The 16488-nt window shown below is 55.6% G+C and carries 13 protein-coding genes; 2 read left to right on the forward strand and 11 right to left on the reverse strand.

Annotation, left to right across the window (positions count from 1 at the left end; all coding sequences use genetic code 11):
• Positions 1-5 precede the first annotated feature (5 nt).
• The 5 genes from EKL30_RS07500 to EKL30_RS18975 all read right to left on the reverse strand — a co-directional run bounded on the left by EKL30_RS07500 (position 6) and on the right by EKL30_RS18975 (position 5141).
• Positions 6-1031: an extracellular solute-binding protein gene (locus tag EKL30_RS07500; RefSeq protein WP_158618406.1), complete on the reverse strand. Its 1026-nt coding sequence runs from the start codon at positions 1029-1031 to the stop codon at positions 6-8.
• Positions 1032-1074: 43 nt separating this feature from the next.
• Positions 1075-2124, reverse strand: coding sequence for an ABC transporter ATP-binding protein (locus EKL30_RS07505; RefSeq protein WP_126706611.1), 1050 nt, complete (start codon positions 2122-2124; stop codon positions 1075-1077).
• The gene (locus EKL30_RS07510; RefSeq protein WP_126706612.1) at positions 2121-3425 is read right to left on the reverse strand and encodes an aspartate aminotransferase family protein; all 1305 of its coding nucleotides are present in this window, start codon (positions 3423-3425) and stop codon (positions 2121-2123) included. The genes EKL30_RS07505 and EKL30_RS07510 overlap by 4 nt, the downstream gene beginning before the upstream one ends.
• Before the next feature lie 54 nt (positions 3426-3479).
• The gene (locus tag EKL30_RS07515; protein ID WP_158618407.1) at positions 3480-4367 is read right to left on the reverse strand and encodes a MurR/RpiR family transcriptional regulator; all 888 of its coding nucleotides are present in this window, start codon (positions 4365-4367) and stop codon (positions 3480-3482) included.
• Positions 4368-4802: 435 nt separating this feature from the next.
• The gene (locus EKL30_RS18975; protein WP_199748509.1) at positions 4803-5141 is read right to left on the reverse strand and encodes a hypothetical protein; all 339 of its coding nucleotides are present in this window, start codon (positions 5139-5141) and stop codon (positions 4803-4805) included.
• 1216 nt (positions 5142-6357) lie between these two features.
• Between EKL30_RS18975 and EKL30_RS07525 the strand changes: the two genes are divergently transcribed.
• Both EKL30_RS07525 and EKL30_RS07530 read left to right on the forward strand, forming a co-directional pair.
• On the forward strand, positions 6358-7743 hold the full coding sequence (locus EKL30_RS07525) for an FAD-binding oxidoreductase (RefSeq protein ID WP_126706614.1): 1386 nt from the start codon (positions 6358-6360) through the stop codon (positions 7741-7743).
• A gap of 30 nt (positions 7744-7773) precedes the next feature.
• A complete protein-coding gene (locus EKL30_RS07530; protein ID WP_126706615.1) occupies positions 7774-8331 on the forward strand; it encodes a hypothetical protein in 558 nt (185 codons plus the stop codon).
• On the opposite strand, the gene EKL30_RS07535 is transcribed toward EKL30_RS07530, so the two are convergent.
• Genes EKL30_RS07535 through dnaE form a run of 6 tightly spaced genes read right to left on the reverse strand, consistent with a single transcriptional unit; the run spans position 8328 to position 16465 of the window.
• On the reverse strand, positions 8328-9503 hold the full coding sequence (locus EKL30_RS07535; protein WP_233582904.1) for a glycosyltransferase family 4 protein: 1176 nt from the start codon (positions 9501-9503) through the stop codon (positions 8328-8330). The two genes, EKL30_RS07530 and EKL30_RS07535, sit on opposite strands and share 4 nt — an antisense overlap.
• 12 nt (positions 9504-9515) lie before the next feature.
• Complete coding sequence (locus EKL30_RS07540; protein ID WP_126706616.1) at positions 9516-10241, reverse strand: polysaccharide deacetylase family protein; 726 nt, start codon at positions 10239-10241, stop codon at positions 9516-9518.
• Between the two features lie 17 nt (positions 10242-10258).
• The gene (locus EKL30_RS07545; RefSeq protein ID WP_126706617.1) at positions 10259-11038 is read right to left on the reverse strand and encodes a glycosyltransferase family 2 protein; all 780 of its coding nucleotides are present in this window, start codon (positions 11036-11038) and stop codon (positions 10259-10261) included.
• Positions 11035-11874: a polysaccharide deacetylase family protein gene (locus EKL30_RS07550; protein ID WP_126706618.1), complete on the reverse strand. Its 840-nt coding sequence runs from the start codon at positions 11872-11874 to the stop codon at positions 11035-11037. The genes EKL30_RS07545 and EKL30_RS07550 overlap by 4 nt, the downstream gene beginning before the upstream one ends.
• On the reverse strand, positions 11871-12977 hold the full coding sequence (locus EKL30_RS07555; protein WP_126706619.1) for a glycosyltransferase family 4 protein: 1107 nt from the start codon (positions 12975-12977) through the stop codon (positions 11871-11873). Before EKL30_RS07555 ends, EKL30_RS07550 begins: the two co-directional genes overlap by 4 nt.
• Complete coding sequence (gene dnaE / locus EKL30_RS07560) at positions 12974-16465, reverse strand: DNA polymerase III subunit alpha (protein WP_126706620.1); 3492 nt, start codon at positions 16463-16465, stop codon at positions 12974-12976. Before dnaE ends, EKL30_RS07555 begins: the two co-directional genes overlap by 4 nt.
• Positions 16466-16488 lie beyond the last annotated feature (23 nt).

The raw sequence follows: 16488 nt of genomic DNA on the forward strand, positions 1-16488 counted from the left end.
CCCCTTTACATGCTCAGCTTGAACTCTTGCCAGCGACGCTCAATTTCCTTGGCGTTATTGGCAGTCCAACTTGGATCGGCCAGCGCCTGAACGGCCTTATTGTTCGGTGAGGTCGGGTAGTCATCGAGCTTGTCTGCCGGTATTTTGGCTTGAATATCAGGGCTTGCGCCTGTGTAGGGAATGGTTCTGGTGGCCTTGATTTGGTTGTCAGCCTTGGACATCTCATGGAGCAGTCCCATCGCGGCTTCCTTAGCTTCTGGGGACGCCCCCTTGGGAACGGCGAAATACGATACTTGTAAAAAGCCTTGCTTATAGGTGTAGTCGAGCTTGGCGTTGCCGACAATTCGACCCGACCATGCGGCGGAGTATTGGATCTCGCCGTCCTCAAGCAATTGGGGAGGTTGTGCTCCGGCTTTCCACCAAACGGCTACGTTCGCTTTAATTTTGTCCAGGCTTTTGAACGCCCGATCGATATCCAAAGGGTAGAGATTTTCTGGCTTGACGCCGTCAGCCAGAAGGGCCAAAGGCAAGGTGTAGCCTGCGTAGTCGGGTAGCGCGCGCTTGCCCGGAAAGTCTTTTACATTCCAGAAGTCGGCCCAACTGTTGACCGCTTTGGTGCCCTTAGGCCACGCCATGATCGTGGAGAAGTATTGGTAGCCAAAGCCATCGGCAAGCTTGGCTTCCGGAAACATCGGATCCGGATTAATTTTATTCCAGTCCAACGGCTCAAGCAGGCCTGATGCGCGTGCCTGGAACAGGTTGGTGCTGCCTAGCTCAACCAGCACGGACGTGACACTCTTGGATGCCACCATGGCCTGCAACTTGCCAAGGCTCGTAGGGCTTTCGCGCACCACCTTGATGCCGGTGCGAGCGGTAAAGGGTGCAATATAGGCTTCCTCGGTCGCCTCCCCACTTGGGCCGCCCGACTCAAGTATGCGCAACTCTTTGACTTGGGCGCTGGCCACGCCTGCGACGCAGGCAAGGGATGCCGCAGCGATTGCACCGATGACGACGCTGTATCTTTTTTTCATGTTGCTCTCCTCTGGTGGTAAAAGTGGGGGGCTTGACGCCCCGTTATGCTGGGATGACCCAGGTATTTTCAGGGGCCCAAGTAAGCATGACGGATTGCCCTTCGCTAAAAGCCTGCATGCCATTGAGCATGGCGACAACGGGCAGACCGCTCGCCGTCTCCAGGTGCATTCGGGTGCTTTGGCCCAAGTACACCGTTTCAGTGACGGTGGCGGGTAAGCCGTGCACTGGGTCAGGCTCGTTGATGCGCAGGTCCTCGGGCCTGACCAGCAGATGCGCGCCGCCTTGATAGGTGCTGTTGGGCGGGCAAGGCAGTCGCTCGCCAGAGGGCAGGCTGATATAGGGCGCCTCATTCACCTCGTGGGCATTGCCCCGCCACAGGTTGGCCGTACCAAGAAACTCAGCCACAAATTTGTTCACCGGTTTCTTGTAGGCTTGCTCGGGCGTGCCAACCTGCTGAACACGGCCCGCGTCGAGCACGACCAGACGCGTTGACAAGGAGAGTGCCTCCTCCTGGTCGTGAGTCACCATGATGGTGGTCACACCCAGGTTGCGCTGCAACTGTCGCAGTTCCAACTGCACTTCCTCGCGCAGCTTTTTATCGAGTGCGCCCAAGGGCTCATCCAAGAGAAGAATATCCGGCTCGAAGACCAGAGCCCGCGCAAGCGCGACACGCTGCTGTTGCCCGCCCGATAATTCGGTTTGCTTGCGTTTTTCCAAGCCTTCGAGGCGCACCATATCGAGCACACGCTTTACCTTCTTTTCGATCTGCGCTTTGGAAAACTTTCGAATCGTAAGGGGGAACGCCACGTTGTCGAAAACCGTCATGTGGGGGAAAAGCGCGTAGCTTTGAAACACCATGCCAAGATTGCGCCTTGCCGACGGCACATGCGTGATGTCCTTGCCGCCAATCAATATCTGGCCGCTGCTCGGGGTAAGTAGCCCCGCGATCATCGACAGCACCGTGCTCTTGCCCGAGCCGCTGGGTCCAAGCAGCGTGACGAGCTCGCCATGCTCGACTGTCAGGTCGGTGGGGAAAATGACCTGCGTATCGCCGAAGTTTTTGGAGATGTTTCGTAGCTCGATTGCGCTCATATTTGCAAGTCCCGGCGCGTTTCCACGAAGTGAGACACGGCGTCGGCAAGCTGGTCAAATTCCTTTTGACCCATCGGCAGCGACAAATTGAGCATGCCGCGGCGAGCCGGCCAGATGCCTTGCTCGAGCATGTCAAAGTAAAAGAGGTCACGAAGCAATGGGTTGCTGCGGCTGTGGTCGCGCGTGCTTGTGATCTCACCAGGGCACATATGTACGTTCATCATCGAGCCCAGGCCTGTGAATTGCATGGGAAATGCGGCCGTGCGGGCGATTTTATTGAGTCGCTTGCGTAGGCTCTCGCCTTTGGCGGTGAGCGCCTTGGCCACCTCGGGCGTAAACACCTTGCCGTAGCCCGCCACACCGGCGTACATGGTGAAGACGTTGTTATTGAAGGTGCCTGCGTGCCCGATGTAGTTGGGCCGCAGCGGGTTGTAGCGCTCCATGATGTCGGCACGGCCGCCAAAGGCGCCAAAGCTAAAACCGCCGCCGATGTATTTTCCGAGCGTCGTCATGTCGGGCTTGAGTCCGTAGACCTCTTGAAGCCCGCCTCCCGATAACCGCGACGTCATCACTTCGTCCAGGATAAAGAGGGCTTCGTGCTCGTTGGCCCAGGCTTCGATGTGCTTGAGAAACGCCGGTGTTGCCGGGATGCAGCCGCCCGAGCCTTGGTGAGCCTCAATAAGCACGCATGCTATGTCGCGCTTGTCAGCCTCAAGCAGGGCGAGCGTGCCCGCCCAGTCGTTGTACGGCGCGATAATGAAGTCGAACGGCGCCGTAATCGGGCTTTTAGCGCCGCTAAACACGAACACGCCACCGTGGTAGCCGCCTTCAAACACCACGACTTTGTTTTTACCGGACACGGCCCGCGCGGTTTGGATGGCGTACAGGTTGGCCTCCGTGCCTGAATTGGCAAACCGGACTCGCTCGATCGAAGGGAAACGCTCGCAAATGAGCGAGGCTAATTCAGCCTCTTGCGGGATATGACCACCGCGCACCCAGCCGCTATCCAGCGCTCGTTGCACGGCTTCTTTGATGGCGGGCTCGGAATGCCCGAAAAGTCCGGCCGTGTACTCCCCCAGGTAGTCAGCATAGACGTCGCCATCCAGCGAATGCACGTAGCACCCTTCAGCGGCACTGACGCAGACCGGAAACGGGTCGCTAAAGAGAACCGTGCGTGTATTGCCCCCGGGCAACACTTTTGCTGCGTTGCGGTGCTGCGCAAGGCTTTTGGGGTTGGCCGCTGCGTAACGCGCGTGAGCGTCTTGCAGAGCATCTTGAAGTGAGCTGGTTGCAGTTGTCATAGGAGTCGGGGATCGTGGTTGGTCTCGGTTGAAAGAACGGCGTCCTGCCGTGGCCTATCTGACTTCAATGTTTAGGGCTTTATCGATAAACTCGCGCCGCTTGGACACTTCGACGGCGGCCGGGCCAATGCGCCTGGCGGTTGCTAAAAGGATGGCCTGCAGGACAAAGAAATGAGAAGTCGCCGAATCGAAGTAAAAAGGCTGGTCAACGGCGATGGTCACGCCATGGCTACCAGCCACTTCGAGCGGGGAAACCGCGTCGGTGATGGAGAGCACTTTTGCGCCTATGTCCTTGGCAATGTCTACGGAAGTCACCACGTTGCGGGTGTACGGACTAAAGGAGATGGCCACCAACAGGTCGTCTTTGTGGATGGCGATCAGATCGGAGGTGAGTGCCTGACCGGGGCCGCCAAGGATTCGCACATTGTCCCGGATGGTGGCAAGGTAGCTGCCCAGGAAAAAGCTCAAGCCGTAGGTGGCTCGAAGGCCTAATACGAAGACGTTTTTCGCCGAGGCAAGAAGGTCGGCGGCCTGGTCAACCAGCAGCGGGTCTATCTTGTCAACAGCGGCCAGCAGTTTTTGGCATTCGGTTGCAGCGTGATGCCTCAGCAGTTCGGTTTGGCTGTTGCCTTGGGCATCGAGTACGCGCTCATGGATGCGGGTACTGTAAAACGGCTGCGTTTGCGTTACATGGCGCCGGAAAATATCCTGTAGTTCGGTAAAGCCGGTGAACCCGAGTCGCTTACCCAGGCGTGTCAGCGTAGAAGGGTCGACCCGGCTATGGGCAGCAATCTCGGAAATGCTCTCCACCGCGGCAGCGCCAGGCCGATTAAGCATATCGGCCAGGACAGCAAGCGTTTTGTCACCAACACGTCCCCGACCGGTTCCACGGCGTTCGTACTCCAGAAACCTACGCAAATCTTCAATGGATTCAACTGTCACCTTGAGGTTCCTATCGATCTTCATGCAAATTTATAGTGCAGCTTAAGTGACAGACGCAAATATTGAATCGATGAAAACCCTAGTGCGTAATGTGGCATCGCCTTGAAAGTGCGCGGTGTAGCTCCGTATGCTAAGACCAGCATGCCTGGTTTGGGCGGGCTGAAATCATGGGCGCACGATGCCCTTATCCATTCCAAATTTTCATGATTGCGTCTCACTTTCGATCTCGAACATATTTCTGAGTCGCTTAAGCGCCGACAGAACGCCGGCGTCTCCAATCTTCGTGCCGACGGGCGAGTAAGAACTCGCGCGCAGCATTCCGGACGCGTCTATGTGCGCATAGGCCTGAAGGCCTCGCTCATCGGGGAGAGGTCGCACGTAGGCAATCCTGTCGCACCCGCCTCACTGACCGCGAGGCGAACCTTGCCTCTGTAGTTAGAAACCCAGTCCTGAAGTGCTCGGCCGACCACTCCATCGAAGCAACAGCAATTCACTAGCTCCAACCTTTTGCGCGAGCTCGCTCATCGCGTCAAGTTCTGTAACCGTGCGCTCGTTGATCACGACGTTGATTCCAACGGGCGACAAGGTCGCAATCGACTCCATGCCTCGGAGCAGACTGGCAAACTGCTTCCCGCGCTGTTCTTCATAGGTGCGACCTACCCCGTCAACGCTAATGCGTGCAAAGTGGATCGAGCCCTTGAGGCGCTCGACCAGCTGTGGCGTCAAGCGATGACCATGAGTCGTGAACGTGACCGCGAGCTGAGTCTCTCCCACAACCCGTTTGCATATGTCGAAAAAGTTAGGATGCAGCGTGGGTTCGCTGCCTGGAGATCGAATGCATAGCGAGGTATTCGATAAACCAAACAGGCGTCTTAACGCAATCCTTTCTGTAGTGTCCGGTCCAGCAGTTTTTCCCCGTACACGACGCTCACACGGCTATACCGGATGTCGCTCTGGCTCGCAGGAGCCCGCCCCCCCAAGGCCACCATGCCGCTGGCCTTCGGCCCGGCAGAAGCCGCCCGGGCGGACTTTGGCGCCGGCCCCTTGCTGCACGAAGACACCCTGGGGCTGCTGCCCTCGCGTGTCGCTTGGTCGCCCTGCTGGGCTCCCGCGCAAAAGTATTTTTACTTTCTAAAAAAACGTCTCCAGTTAAATATGTCAATCCTCTCACGACTTATCTGCCCTGGGTTTTCGGAAGAAACTTGCATGTAAGCTTATACAGAAATTCTCTACCCAGCATCACCTGGATGAGTGGCGGAAATCTATAGAAAGCAAGGGCTGGCACAAAAAGCTCGAATCATGGTCCGAGCCGTCCACCTATCGTTGCCACTTCATCGAAACGAAAGCTATTTTTACGTTGACCGAGATGCTTCCTCGTGTCCGCGGGGCTTATAAAGCCCGCCTGGCGGCAGTAAGTTGGTTAGGAATCTTTCCCACCGTATCGGTATCTCTATGGTTTGGTTCACCCCTGTTAGAAGGGTTGCCGTTCCTGCTGCGGATTGCCATATTGACGGCATTGATCGTGCCCACCATGTCTTACGTCGTTATGCCGACATTAATGCGCTGGCTGGGATGGTGGCTTCATAAGCCGGGATGATCCTTGGCGCCCAAGCCGTGAAGTGCATACATCGATTGTTCGGCAAAGGCAGGCAGTCGGGCCCGTTTACATTTGGCTTCAGCCATCTGGCAAGGATGGAAACAGCTACACGGTCTGTTGCGTTCTCACTGTGCCAGATGATGCCAGTAGATACAAAAAAGAAAAAATACCGCGTTTTTCAGTATTTCAGTGCGGAGTAAGTCGAGAGTATAGTAATCAATGGAAAAGGGTCGCAGCCAAGACATTGCGCCCCTGCAAGTGGAGTGCCGGGTCTAGCATCAAACTGACCGAAAAGGCCATGCTCAGAATAGTCCACATCATCCAGAACATCCGGCAGGTTCTGCATTTAACTGCATGAGACGTAGTTTGCGATAACGCACTATGGAGAGAACCATGACGAATGCTCAAGTCTTGAACACCGAAGAACTACAAGGTGGATTCGGCGGAGAAATCTTACTGCCGGAAGATCCTGCCTATGAAGACGCACGAAAAATCTGGAACGCAACCGTTGACAAGCGTCCTGCGCTAATTGCGCGTTGCTCCACAACACAAGATGTAGTTCGCGCAGTCAACTTTGCACGAGATAACGGTATTCTTCTCGCCGTGCGCGGCGGCGGCCACAATATCGCCGGGAACGCGATGTGCGACGACGGCATAGTCATCGACCTCTCGGGAATGAAGGCGGCAAACGTGGATCCCGCCACTCGCCGCGCCACGGTCGAAGGCGGCGCCACCCTTGCCGATATGGACGCCGCGACACAGGCGCATGGGCTGGCAACTCCCCTCGGTATCAACTCGACCACCGGCGTAGCGGGTTTAACGCTAGGCGGTGGCTTTGGATGGCTTAGCCGAAAGTTCGGAATGACGGTAGATAATCTGGAATCGGCAGAGGTCGTCATGGCAGATGGCGGACTCATACGGGCCAGCGAAACCGAGTATCCGGACCTGTTTTGGGCACTGAGAGGCGGCGGAGGCAACTTCGGAGTGGTCACGCGATTTACATTTAATCTTCACCAGGTTGGACCAGACTTGTTAAGTGGCCTGATGGTCTATCCGATATCCGAGGCGAAATCGGTACTTCAGCAATATCGCGACTTTATGGCTGCGGCGCCTGACGATCTCACCGTGTGGAGCGTCCTGCGCAAAGCTCCACCGCTGCCGTTCCTGCCAGCCGACGTCCATGGCCAGGCAGTCGTAGTGCTTGCCATACTTTATGTGGGCGATCCAGATCAAGGCACCAAGATGGTCGATCCCTTGCGCAAATTTGGCACCTTGCTCGGCGAACATATCGGCGTTCAACCCTATGTCAATTGGCAAAAGGCCTTTGATCCACTGTTAACTCCGGGAGCCCGGAATTATTGGAAATCCCACAATTTCGCCAAGCTGGATGACGGACTGTTCGATGCCGTTATTGAATACATCGGAAAGCTTCCATCGCCACAATGCGAAATTTTCTTTGGTGCTATCGGCGGCGCCACAACGCGAAAGCCTTCCGACTTTACGGCCTACGCCCATCGTGACGCGCGATATGTCATGAACGTACATGGCCGTTGGGACGACCCAGCGGATGACAAGCGCTGCATAGCTTGGGCGCGCGACTTTTTCGCTGCCTCGGCTCCGTTCGCAAGCGGTGGCGTCTATGTGAACTTTCTGACCTCTGATGAAACCGATCGGGTGCGCTCCGCTTATGGTGCAAATTATGATCGTTTGGCACAGATCAAACGAAAATATGATCCTGATAATCTGTTTCATATGAACCAGAACATCGCTCCTACGTAAACAAACGTTGGCAAGGATCAGGACAGGATCATGTTTGATAAAGATCGATTTATTCAGGACTGTATAGAAGCCGTTCCTGCCGGACGAGACGCTATCCGCGAGATAGTAGCCTTAGCGGTTTCCGACAGCGAGGGTGTAATGAAGGGGCTCGGAACACCCGAGCACGCCGGCATTACACCCCTTTACAGGGCGCCCGATCTAACCATCATCAAGTTCGTCTGGGCGCCCTGCATGAGCCTCATGCCGCACAATCATCAAATGTTCGCGGTCATCGGTATCTACTCGGGCAGAGAAGACAATATTCTTTGGCGGAGGACACAGACAAGCATCAGGGCAGCTGGGGCCAAATCACTGGGGTCTGGCGATGTGGCGAGCTTCCCTCGCGACGTTATCCATTCCGTGCTGAACCCGATCGGAAAAATGACCTGCGCCATACATGTGTATGGCGGCGATTTCTTCGAGCCGGGCGAACCACGAAGCGAATGGGATCACGAAAAATTGATTGAGCGGCCATGGAACATTGATAGAGTCAAATCACTGTTTCGGGAAGCAGAAGCAAGAGCCAATGTGATGGCGGCACAGCACTAGGTTTTCGACTCAGCTGTGGCCAATTCTGTTCGTTCGGCAATTACCTGGCGATAGAGTTCCAGATACTGATCGGCAATTTTCGGCCAGCTGTGACGGTCGACCACTTCGTTACCACCTTGAACAAGGCGCTCGCGCCATGCTGCGTCGTCCTTAATTTGCAAGACAAACTGCGCCAGTTGGGCAGCGTCTTCTGGGTGGCTTAGTACCAAAGCGTCTTGCCCATCTCGAACATACTGGGCAAAACCGCAGCAATGGCCGGGGCTGAGGATGACCGGCAAACCGAAGGACATGGCTTCGAGAGGAGCCATACCGAAACTGTCGTTCAAGGTCGGATGCACATAGATATCGGCAGACAGATAATACGGAGCTACGTCTGAGGTCTCTTCAACCACGCGGACACGATTCGAAAAATGCGAGTATGCGGCCGTTTTATGAATAAATTCGCGGGTGGACGCATTCCCACCAACGACCAAAAGCTTGAATGTTTCCGGCAGTTGCGCAAGCGCTTTTAACGCCGTCGGCAGTCCCTTGCGCAGAGGATTGCGTGCTACCAACAGACAGACACAATCGTCGTTTGTCCAGCCCATTTGCTCGCGGATTACGTGCCTGTGGGCACCACCTTTTGTGTCCGGACGCGACACGCCTGGCGGAATTACCGGACAGATGAATGAATCACCGTAGGCTTGCCGTAGCTGCTCGGCAATAAGGCCCGATACGGCAACGGTCCTATGGGCCGGACGGCGCGCGACCCGCCGTGCCTCCAGACCAAGATAGGTCTGCACCCTGAGGCTAACGTATGACAACAGGCGTTTGAGCACCGGCAGTGGCCGAACTCGCCAGTTAAAGCGTACGGGCGTCACATGAATGACTTCGATATCACCGCACCAACCGTTCATGTGAGAATGGACGATATCGTAACCATTTCGCGTAGCGCGTCGCGCACGAATGGCGAATATCAGTACCCGGATCCAGCTTGGCCACCGCGACCAAGAACGCAAGGGCACAAACGGCAGGCGTAAGTCGCAGGCATCGTCATAGTCTCGTGCCAGCACCGTAACGTCGTGGCATTTTGTGAGTTCGCGCATTAACGCGACGCCGTAGGCTTCGGCGCCGCCAAATCGATTACCGAATCGATCAACCACGAACGCGATCTTCAAGCGGGGCATGGACATAGTGGGCTGATATCAGTCCTTGCGCCGACGATCTTCAAGACGGGTCATGCACTTTTGCAGAAAACGGAGAATGTGCGTCGAGCGTGAAACGGTAATGCGCGGAAGCCCATAAGGGCTATCAGTGATCCTCGCCAAGCCCCGTTGAGTGGTGGTCGCATTGGTGTAGCCCGCGTTATGAACCATGTTGCGGATTTCTGGCGATTCGCCCCCATAGGGATAACAGAACGCCGTAACCGCTGTGCCCAACGCTTGCTCGAGTTCCACCTTTGATTGCCGAATCTGGTAGTCGGCAAGTTCGGGAGATAAGTTGGGCAAATATGGATGATCCAGCGTATGGGAACCCACTTCGTGACCGGCTGCCGCCCATTCCCGCATCTCGGCAATGGACATCAGGTCAGCATGGGGCACGCCTTTTTCATAATCCCAAACGTTGCCGCCATCGAGTTGCCGCGCGACAAAATAATTAGTGGCGGTGTAATTCATTTCTTTAAGAATGGGCATGGCATTCTGAAAAACGTTGCGGTAGCCGTCGTCGAAAGTTATACCAAACACCTTCCCGTGACGCTCGCCGCGCAGGTAAGGCAAAAGGTCGTGCATCGAAAGACCCCGATACCCAAAACGGCGCAACCACGTCATCTGACGTTTGAAATCAGAAGGATGGACGGTCAGTCCGCGGTAGGGAGAACCTTTTGGAGGCGGTTGACCCACCTGGTGGTACATAAGAATAGGGATCATCAATAGATTATATATATATGCTACGCGCTCAAGGAATCTGAAGGCGCCTTTACTTGCCTTTTATTAAGAAATAGCAACTTATTGTAACGAAAAAAGCTTCCTGCAGAGGCCATGACCGCCAGAATAAAACCTTCTTTTCCATCGAGGAAGCCGCGCCGTATCAAGTAGATGCGCACAAACGTCCAGAACGCATGGCCGGTTGCCCCGAGAACACTCGTTTGCTTTCCTTTGGCATGCATGATGGCCGCGGCTTCCGAGGAATAATGATTAATCTTGGCAATAAAGCTTTCAAGATCGGCGTACGGATAATGCAGAAAATGCCCCCGGAGTGCTAGTACTGTGGAAGTAGTCTGCAGGCTTTCGTGCACGGCTACGTCCTTGAACCGAGCCTTGCCGCGTTTAAAAAGGCGCAAGACATAGTCAGGCCACCAACCGCTATGGCGTATCCAACGGCCGCCAAAATTGGACAGCCGCGCAATCTTGTACGCTTCTGCTGAAGGTTGCGCAACCATACGCTGGATTTCTTGCGCGAGTTCCGGCGTGACGCGTTCGTCGGCGTCAATGGACAGTACCCATTCTTGCGTCGCCAAACCAAGCGCCCTATTCTTTTGCTGGCCGAAACCGGGCCAATCTTCCGTAAGTGTCACCTTTGCACCTTTGGCCGCCGCGATCTCGCGGGTCGCATCGGTGCTGCCAGAATCCACGACAATGATTTCATCAGCGAAGGCAACAGAATCGATACAGTCGCCGATATGCAGTGCCTCGTTCTTTGTAATGATGATGACCGATAACGTTGTCATGCTTGCTGCCTGCGGGCTCGTTTCCATAGCTTCCAGCGATTGAACAAGGGTCCAATCCATGGATGAGCGGCGATCGAAAGACGGCGTCCGACCGAATTCCCCGACGTATTACGAACGGCAAAGCGATAAATCGAAGCGGGATCTGTATAAGCGCGGTTCTGGCCAAAAGCCTGCGTGGTGTAAAGGTATCGAAATCCCGCTTGCTGCGCGAGCTTGACGTAGTCGGCATCGAAGTAGCCCTGGGGCCAACAAAAATGCTCAGAGGGCTCGCCCAAATGTGCCTTCAGCGATTCTTTCGATAAGGCAAGCTCTTCGGCCATATGCCGGTTTTTTTCACCAGGGTCGGCTTTATCCCAGCGCGTGTGCGTATGCGTATGACTGTGAAATTCGAAGGCGCTGTCAGCCTGCATCGCCTTGATTTCGCTCCAGCGCAATATGACGTCGTCGCTGCGGCCTTGCTCGATAAGCGCTTCACACTGATTATGGGAAGGGGTCGGGGGAAGTTCGCCTTGGCCCATATGATGACGCACGGGGCCGTCGTTGACCCAGGATGTCACCAAAAAAATCACGGCACTGTACCCGTATTTCTTCAATAACGGATAAGCGTATACCCAGTTATCAAGATATCCATCATCAAAGGTAATAAGGACCGATTTGACCGGTACTGGGCTGCCGTTTAAATGACTGGCAAATTGGTCAGTCGTGAGCGTTTGATAGCCACGCCTCTTCAACCATTGGAGCTGGCTTTCGAAATTGATGGGCGAGGTGGTGATCATGCCCTCGACGGGTGACACGTGGTGGTACATCAGAACCGGGACGGTTTGCGCATATTTCATGACTTTCGCTCCGCAAGCCAGCGCGCATAACAGGCTTCCGCCCGTTGCGCCATCGATTCAGCGCTGAAGCGATTTTCCTCCCGGCAAAACTTTAATCCCGCTTCGCCCATCTGTTGACGCAGTTGCGGTTCGTCGATCAACCGCTTCAGCGCGGCGGTAAGCGCAGGCTTGTCGTCGAGCGGCACTAAAATTCCGCTGACGCCGTCTTGCATCATTTCCGGCACGCCATCGACATTGGTACCGACCACTGGAAGCCCTGCTGCGCCAGCTTCGACGAATACAGTGCCCGACGCCTCTTTTCTTGTCGCCAGAGCAAATATGTCGAAGCCGGCCAGCAAGTTTGGGACATCACGACGGGCGCCGAGCATATGAACGCGCCCCCCGATATTCTTTGCTGCTATGTACGCCAGTATTTCCTCGAAAACGGGCGAACCCCCGCCCACCAAAGCAAGATGTACATCCGGGCGCTGCCTGAACAAGGGTTCCATCGCATCGATAAGGTCGCGGTGACCTTTTTGCGCTCGCATGACAGCAACACAACCCACAATGATATCGCTTTGCGCAAGCTGCAGTTCCTGGCGCAGAGTCGACTGGTCCGGGGGCTGGGGCAGGTCTACGGCCGGGTAAACAGTGGCCACGTATTCTGGCGGAACACCACGCTCGATCAGGTGATTCCGGACGAAATCGCTGGCGGTGGTAACGCGATGAGGAATTACCGTATAAGAGAGTAAAGATCCTACCTTGTTTGCCAGATGGCGAGTGCGCACAATGAGAGGCGTTCCTGCCAGGCGGCCCGAGCAGCCAGCAACAATGGTGTCACGACGGCTATGGGTATTCAGCACATCGAAGTTGCCCTGCCGCAATATGCGCCGGATCTTACTCACGCTCTTGACGAAATTGGCAGGACCATCCATAAAAGTCGTATGCACCGTAAACCCTTCGTCGCGCAAGCGTTGGGTCAGCAAGGCATCCGGCTGGCAAACGGCTTCGAGATGGTGACCGCGTTCGCGCATGGCAAGCATCATGCGACGAATATACTGCTCTTGTCCGCCAAAGCTGGTGGCTGCCTCAGAATGCAGAATGCGCAAAGGGTCTGTGTTCATACGTAGTTGATTTCCACGCCATCGGGCTGTGCCCACTCGCTAAGTTGTTCGAGCATGGCGTCGGCCATACGGACACGCCATTCTTCTCCCAGGCGAACGGTGCAAAGGAAATCGCTATGCTGCAAGCGCAATTCCACGGGAACCCCTGGCACGCCGTTCTCTGGCTCTGCCCGGAACGGGTTCAGTAGCTGCCGTAGCCGGGCCGCGTCGGTATTCCCGTTAAGGGTGATCCGCAAGCTGCGCGCCCTGGCCTCGCGAGCCAATTGCAAATCGAAGACGGACTCTGCCGACACGCGCAAACCACCGGAATAGTCATCATTACTGACTTTGCCATGAACGATCACCAGGCGATCTTCCTTCAGGCGATTTCGATGCTGTTCGTACAGTTCATTGAAAATGGCGACTTCTACTTGGGCCGAACCGTCGTCCAGAATGGCGTACAGCATCTTCCCGCGGCGCGTCATTTTCGGACGAACCGAAGAGAGAACCCCGGCAAACCATTGCAAGCCGCGCGCGGCTTCCAGCCGAGCCAGCGGTTGCGGTGCAAATCGGCGAACTTCGTCGCGCCAGGCATCGAACAAATGACCACTAAAGAAAAAGCCAAGCGCGGCTTTTTCTTCGGTAAAGCGAGTTTGGAGATCCCAGGGTGCGACCTTGGCGAGTTCGCCTTCGACGATATCGTTGGCGTCGTCCGCGAACAAAGAGACCTGGTTAGCGCTGCGCTCGGCTTGTTCTGCCGCTTCGATGGCACTAGGCACCGTCGCCAGCAAAGCCGCGCGGTTTTCTTCGATTAGGTCAAAAGCGCCGGCGCGAATCAAGGCTTCGATGGTACGACGATTGACTGAATGACGGTCAATGCGGCGGCAGAAGTCGAAAAGGCTGACAAATGGCCCGCCCTCTTCGCGGGCTTTGATAATGGCTTCGACTGCCGACTGGCCGGTGCCTTTGACGGCGCCCAGGCCATAGCGCATGGTGCGAGGTGGCTTACCTTTGGCAGAGTGCTCGTCATTGACGGGCTCGAAGCGATAGGCCGATGCGTTGACGTCGGGAGGCAATACCTGAACATCGTTGGCCAAGGCATCCTTCCAGAAAATCTGGACCTTGTCGGTGTCGTCCATGTCGGACGACAACGTGGCCGCCAGGAATTCGGCGGGATGATAGGCCTTCAGCCACGCGGTCTGGTAGGCAATCAGCGCATAGGCGGCGGAGTGACTCTTATTGAATCCGTAGCCAGCGAACTTCTCCATCAGGTCGAATAGCTTGACGGCAAGATCGGCGTCATAACCCTTTTGAACGGCGCCCTTTTCGAAGATCGCGCGATGCTCGGCCATTTCTTCGGCCTTCTTCTTGCCCATGGCACGACGCAGTAAATCGGCCCCGCCCAAAGAGTAGCCGCCTACGATCTGGGAAATGAGCATCACCTGCTCTTGGTAGACAATCACACCGTAAGTGCTTTTGAGTACCGGTTCGAGGTCCTTGTGGAAGTAATCGACTTCGGCCCGCCCGTGCTTGCGATTAACAAAGTCAACCACCATGCCGGATTCAAGCGGGCCTGGCCGATAAAGTGCCAGCATGGCGATAACGTCTTCAAATGTATTGGGGCGAAGATTCTTCAGCAGCTCTTTCATCCCGCGCGATTCAAGCTGAAAGACCGCAGTGGTATTGCCCTCGCTTAGCAGCTTGTACGCCTTCGGGTCATCAAGGGAAAGCGCCATGATGTCAAAATCGCGCTTGGTCTCGTTGAACTGGCGCACAAAGCGCACGGCCCAATCCAGAATTGTCAGGTTGCGCAGGCCAAGAAAGTCAAACTTGACCAGACCCGCTGATTCGACGTCGTCTTTGTCGAACTGCGACACGGCGTTGCTGTCGACCCCTGGCTGACAATACAGGGGGCAAAAGTCAGTAAGCTTGCCGGGTGCAATAAGCACCCCGCCCGCGTGCATGCCAATGTTTCGGGTCAGGCCTTCGAGCGGTCGAGCCAGGTCGATTAGTGCCCGGACTTCTTCATCTTGTTCGTAACGCTCTTTGAAGGCCGGTTCTTCAGCAAGCGTGCGCGCCAGGGTCCAGGGATCGGCTGGACTGAACGGTATCATCTTGGAAAGGCCGTCGCACAGCATATATGGCATTTCCAACACCCGCCCTACGTCGCGCACGACCGCCTTGGCGCCGAGCGTACCAAAAGTCGCGATCTGGCTTACCGCCTCTTTGCCGTATTTTTGCTTAACATAGTCGATGACCCGTTCGCGATTATCTTGGCAGAAATCGATATCGAAGTCGGGCATGGAAACGCGTTCTGGATTCAGGAAGCGTTCGAACAGCAAGTCGTAACAGATCGGGTCAAGATCGGTAATGCCCAACGAATATGCCACTAGCGAACCGGCGCCTGATCCACGCCCAGGACCGACCGGAACCCCATTTTTCTTGCCCCAGTTGATGAAATCGGCAACGATAAGAAAATAGCCGGAAAAGCCCATGCTGGTAATGGTTTTACATTCCCACCTCAGGCGCTCGAGATACTGGGGGTATTTTTCCTGACGCTGTGCTTCTTCCGGGAAAAGCTGCTCCATCCTGACCGCCAGGCCTTCTTCGGCCAGCTGAGTCATGTAGTTATCGAGGGTTATTCCGTCGGGCGTTGGGAAATCGGGCAGGCGTGGCTTGTCGAGAACCAGGGTCAGGTTGCATCGTTTGGCGATTTCCACCGAGTTGGCAAGCGCGGACGGCACATCAGCGAAGCGCTCTGCCATTTCCTGGCTACTGAGCATGTATTGGTCTTCAGTGAAGCGTCGCACTCGCTTGGGGTTAGCAAGCTGTTCGCCTTCTGCAATGCATACCCGTGCTTCGTGTGCGCGAAAATCGCCCCTGTGAACAAATTGCACTGGATGGGTTGCCACGACCGGAAGCGATAGCTCGCCAGCCAGACGCATGGCATGCTGCACGTAGGCTTCATCGCCATCGACGCCAGCACGTTGCAATTCAATGTAGTAACTACCCGGAAAAGCACGAGACCAACTTGCAGCCAAGACCTTGGCTTCGTCTATTTTGCCAGCGTCGAGCATTTGTCCCACGTCGCCCATGCGCCCGCCCGAAAGAACGATAAGGCCGGTGTAATTCATGAGCCACTCGCGGCGCACTTCAGCACGGCCCCGATACTGATTTTCGAGCCAGGCACGGCTAAGGATCTCGCACAAAGCCAGATAACCCTGCTGATTGCGAACCAACAACTGCAGCCGGTAAGGTTTGTCTCGATCCTGTTCGTTTTCGATCCAAATATCTGAGCCCGCAATAGGCTTGAGTCCCGCTTTACGAGCCGCCTTGTAGAACTTGATAAGCCCAAACAGATTGGAGAGGTCGGTCAGTGCCATGGCCGGCTGGCCGAATTCGGCGGCTTTCGCCACCAGATCGGGGATGCGGCCAATCCCATCCACCACGGAGAACTCGGAGTGGATGCGCAGATGTACAAAAAGAGGAGATGAATTCGCTTCGGTCATGCGCTAATTGTACCTAGGGAAAG

The sequence above is a fragment of the Candidimonas sp. SYP-B2681 genome (assembly GCF_003971065.1).
Taxonomy (GTDB): domain Bacteria; phylum Pseudomonadota; class Gammaproteobacteria; order Burkholderiales; family Burkholderiaceae_B; genus Pollutimonas.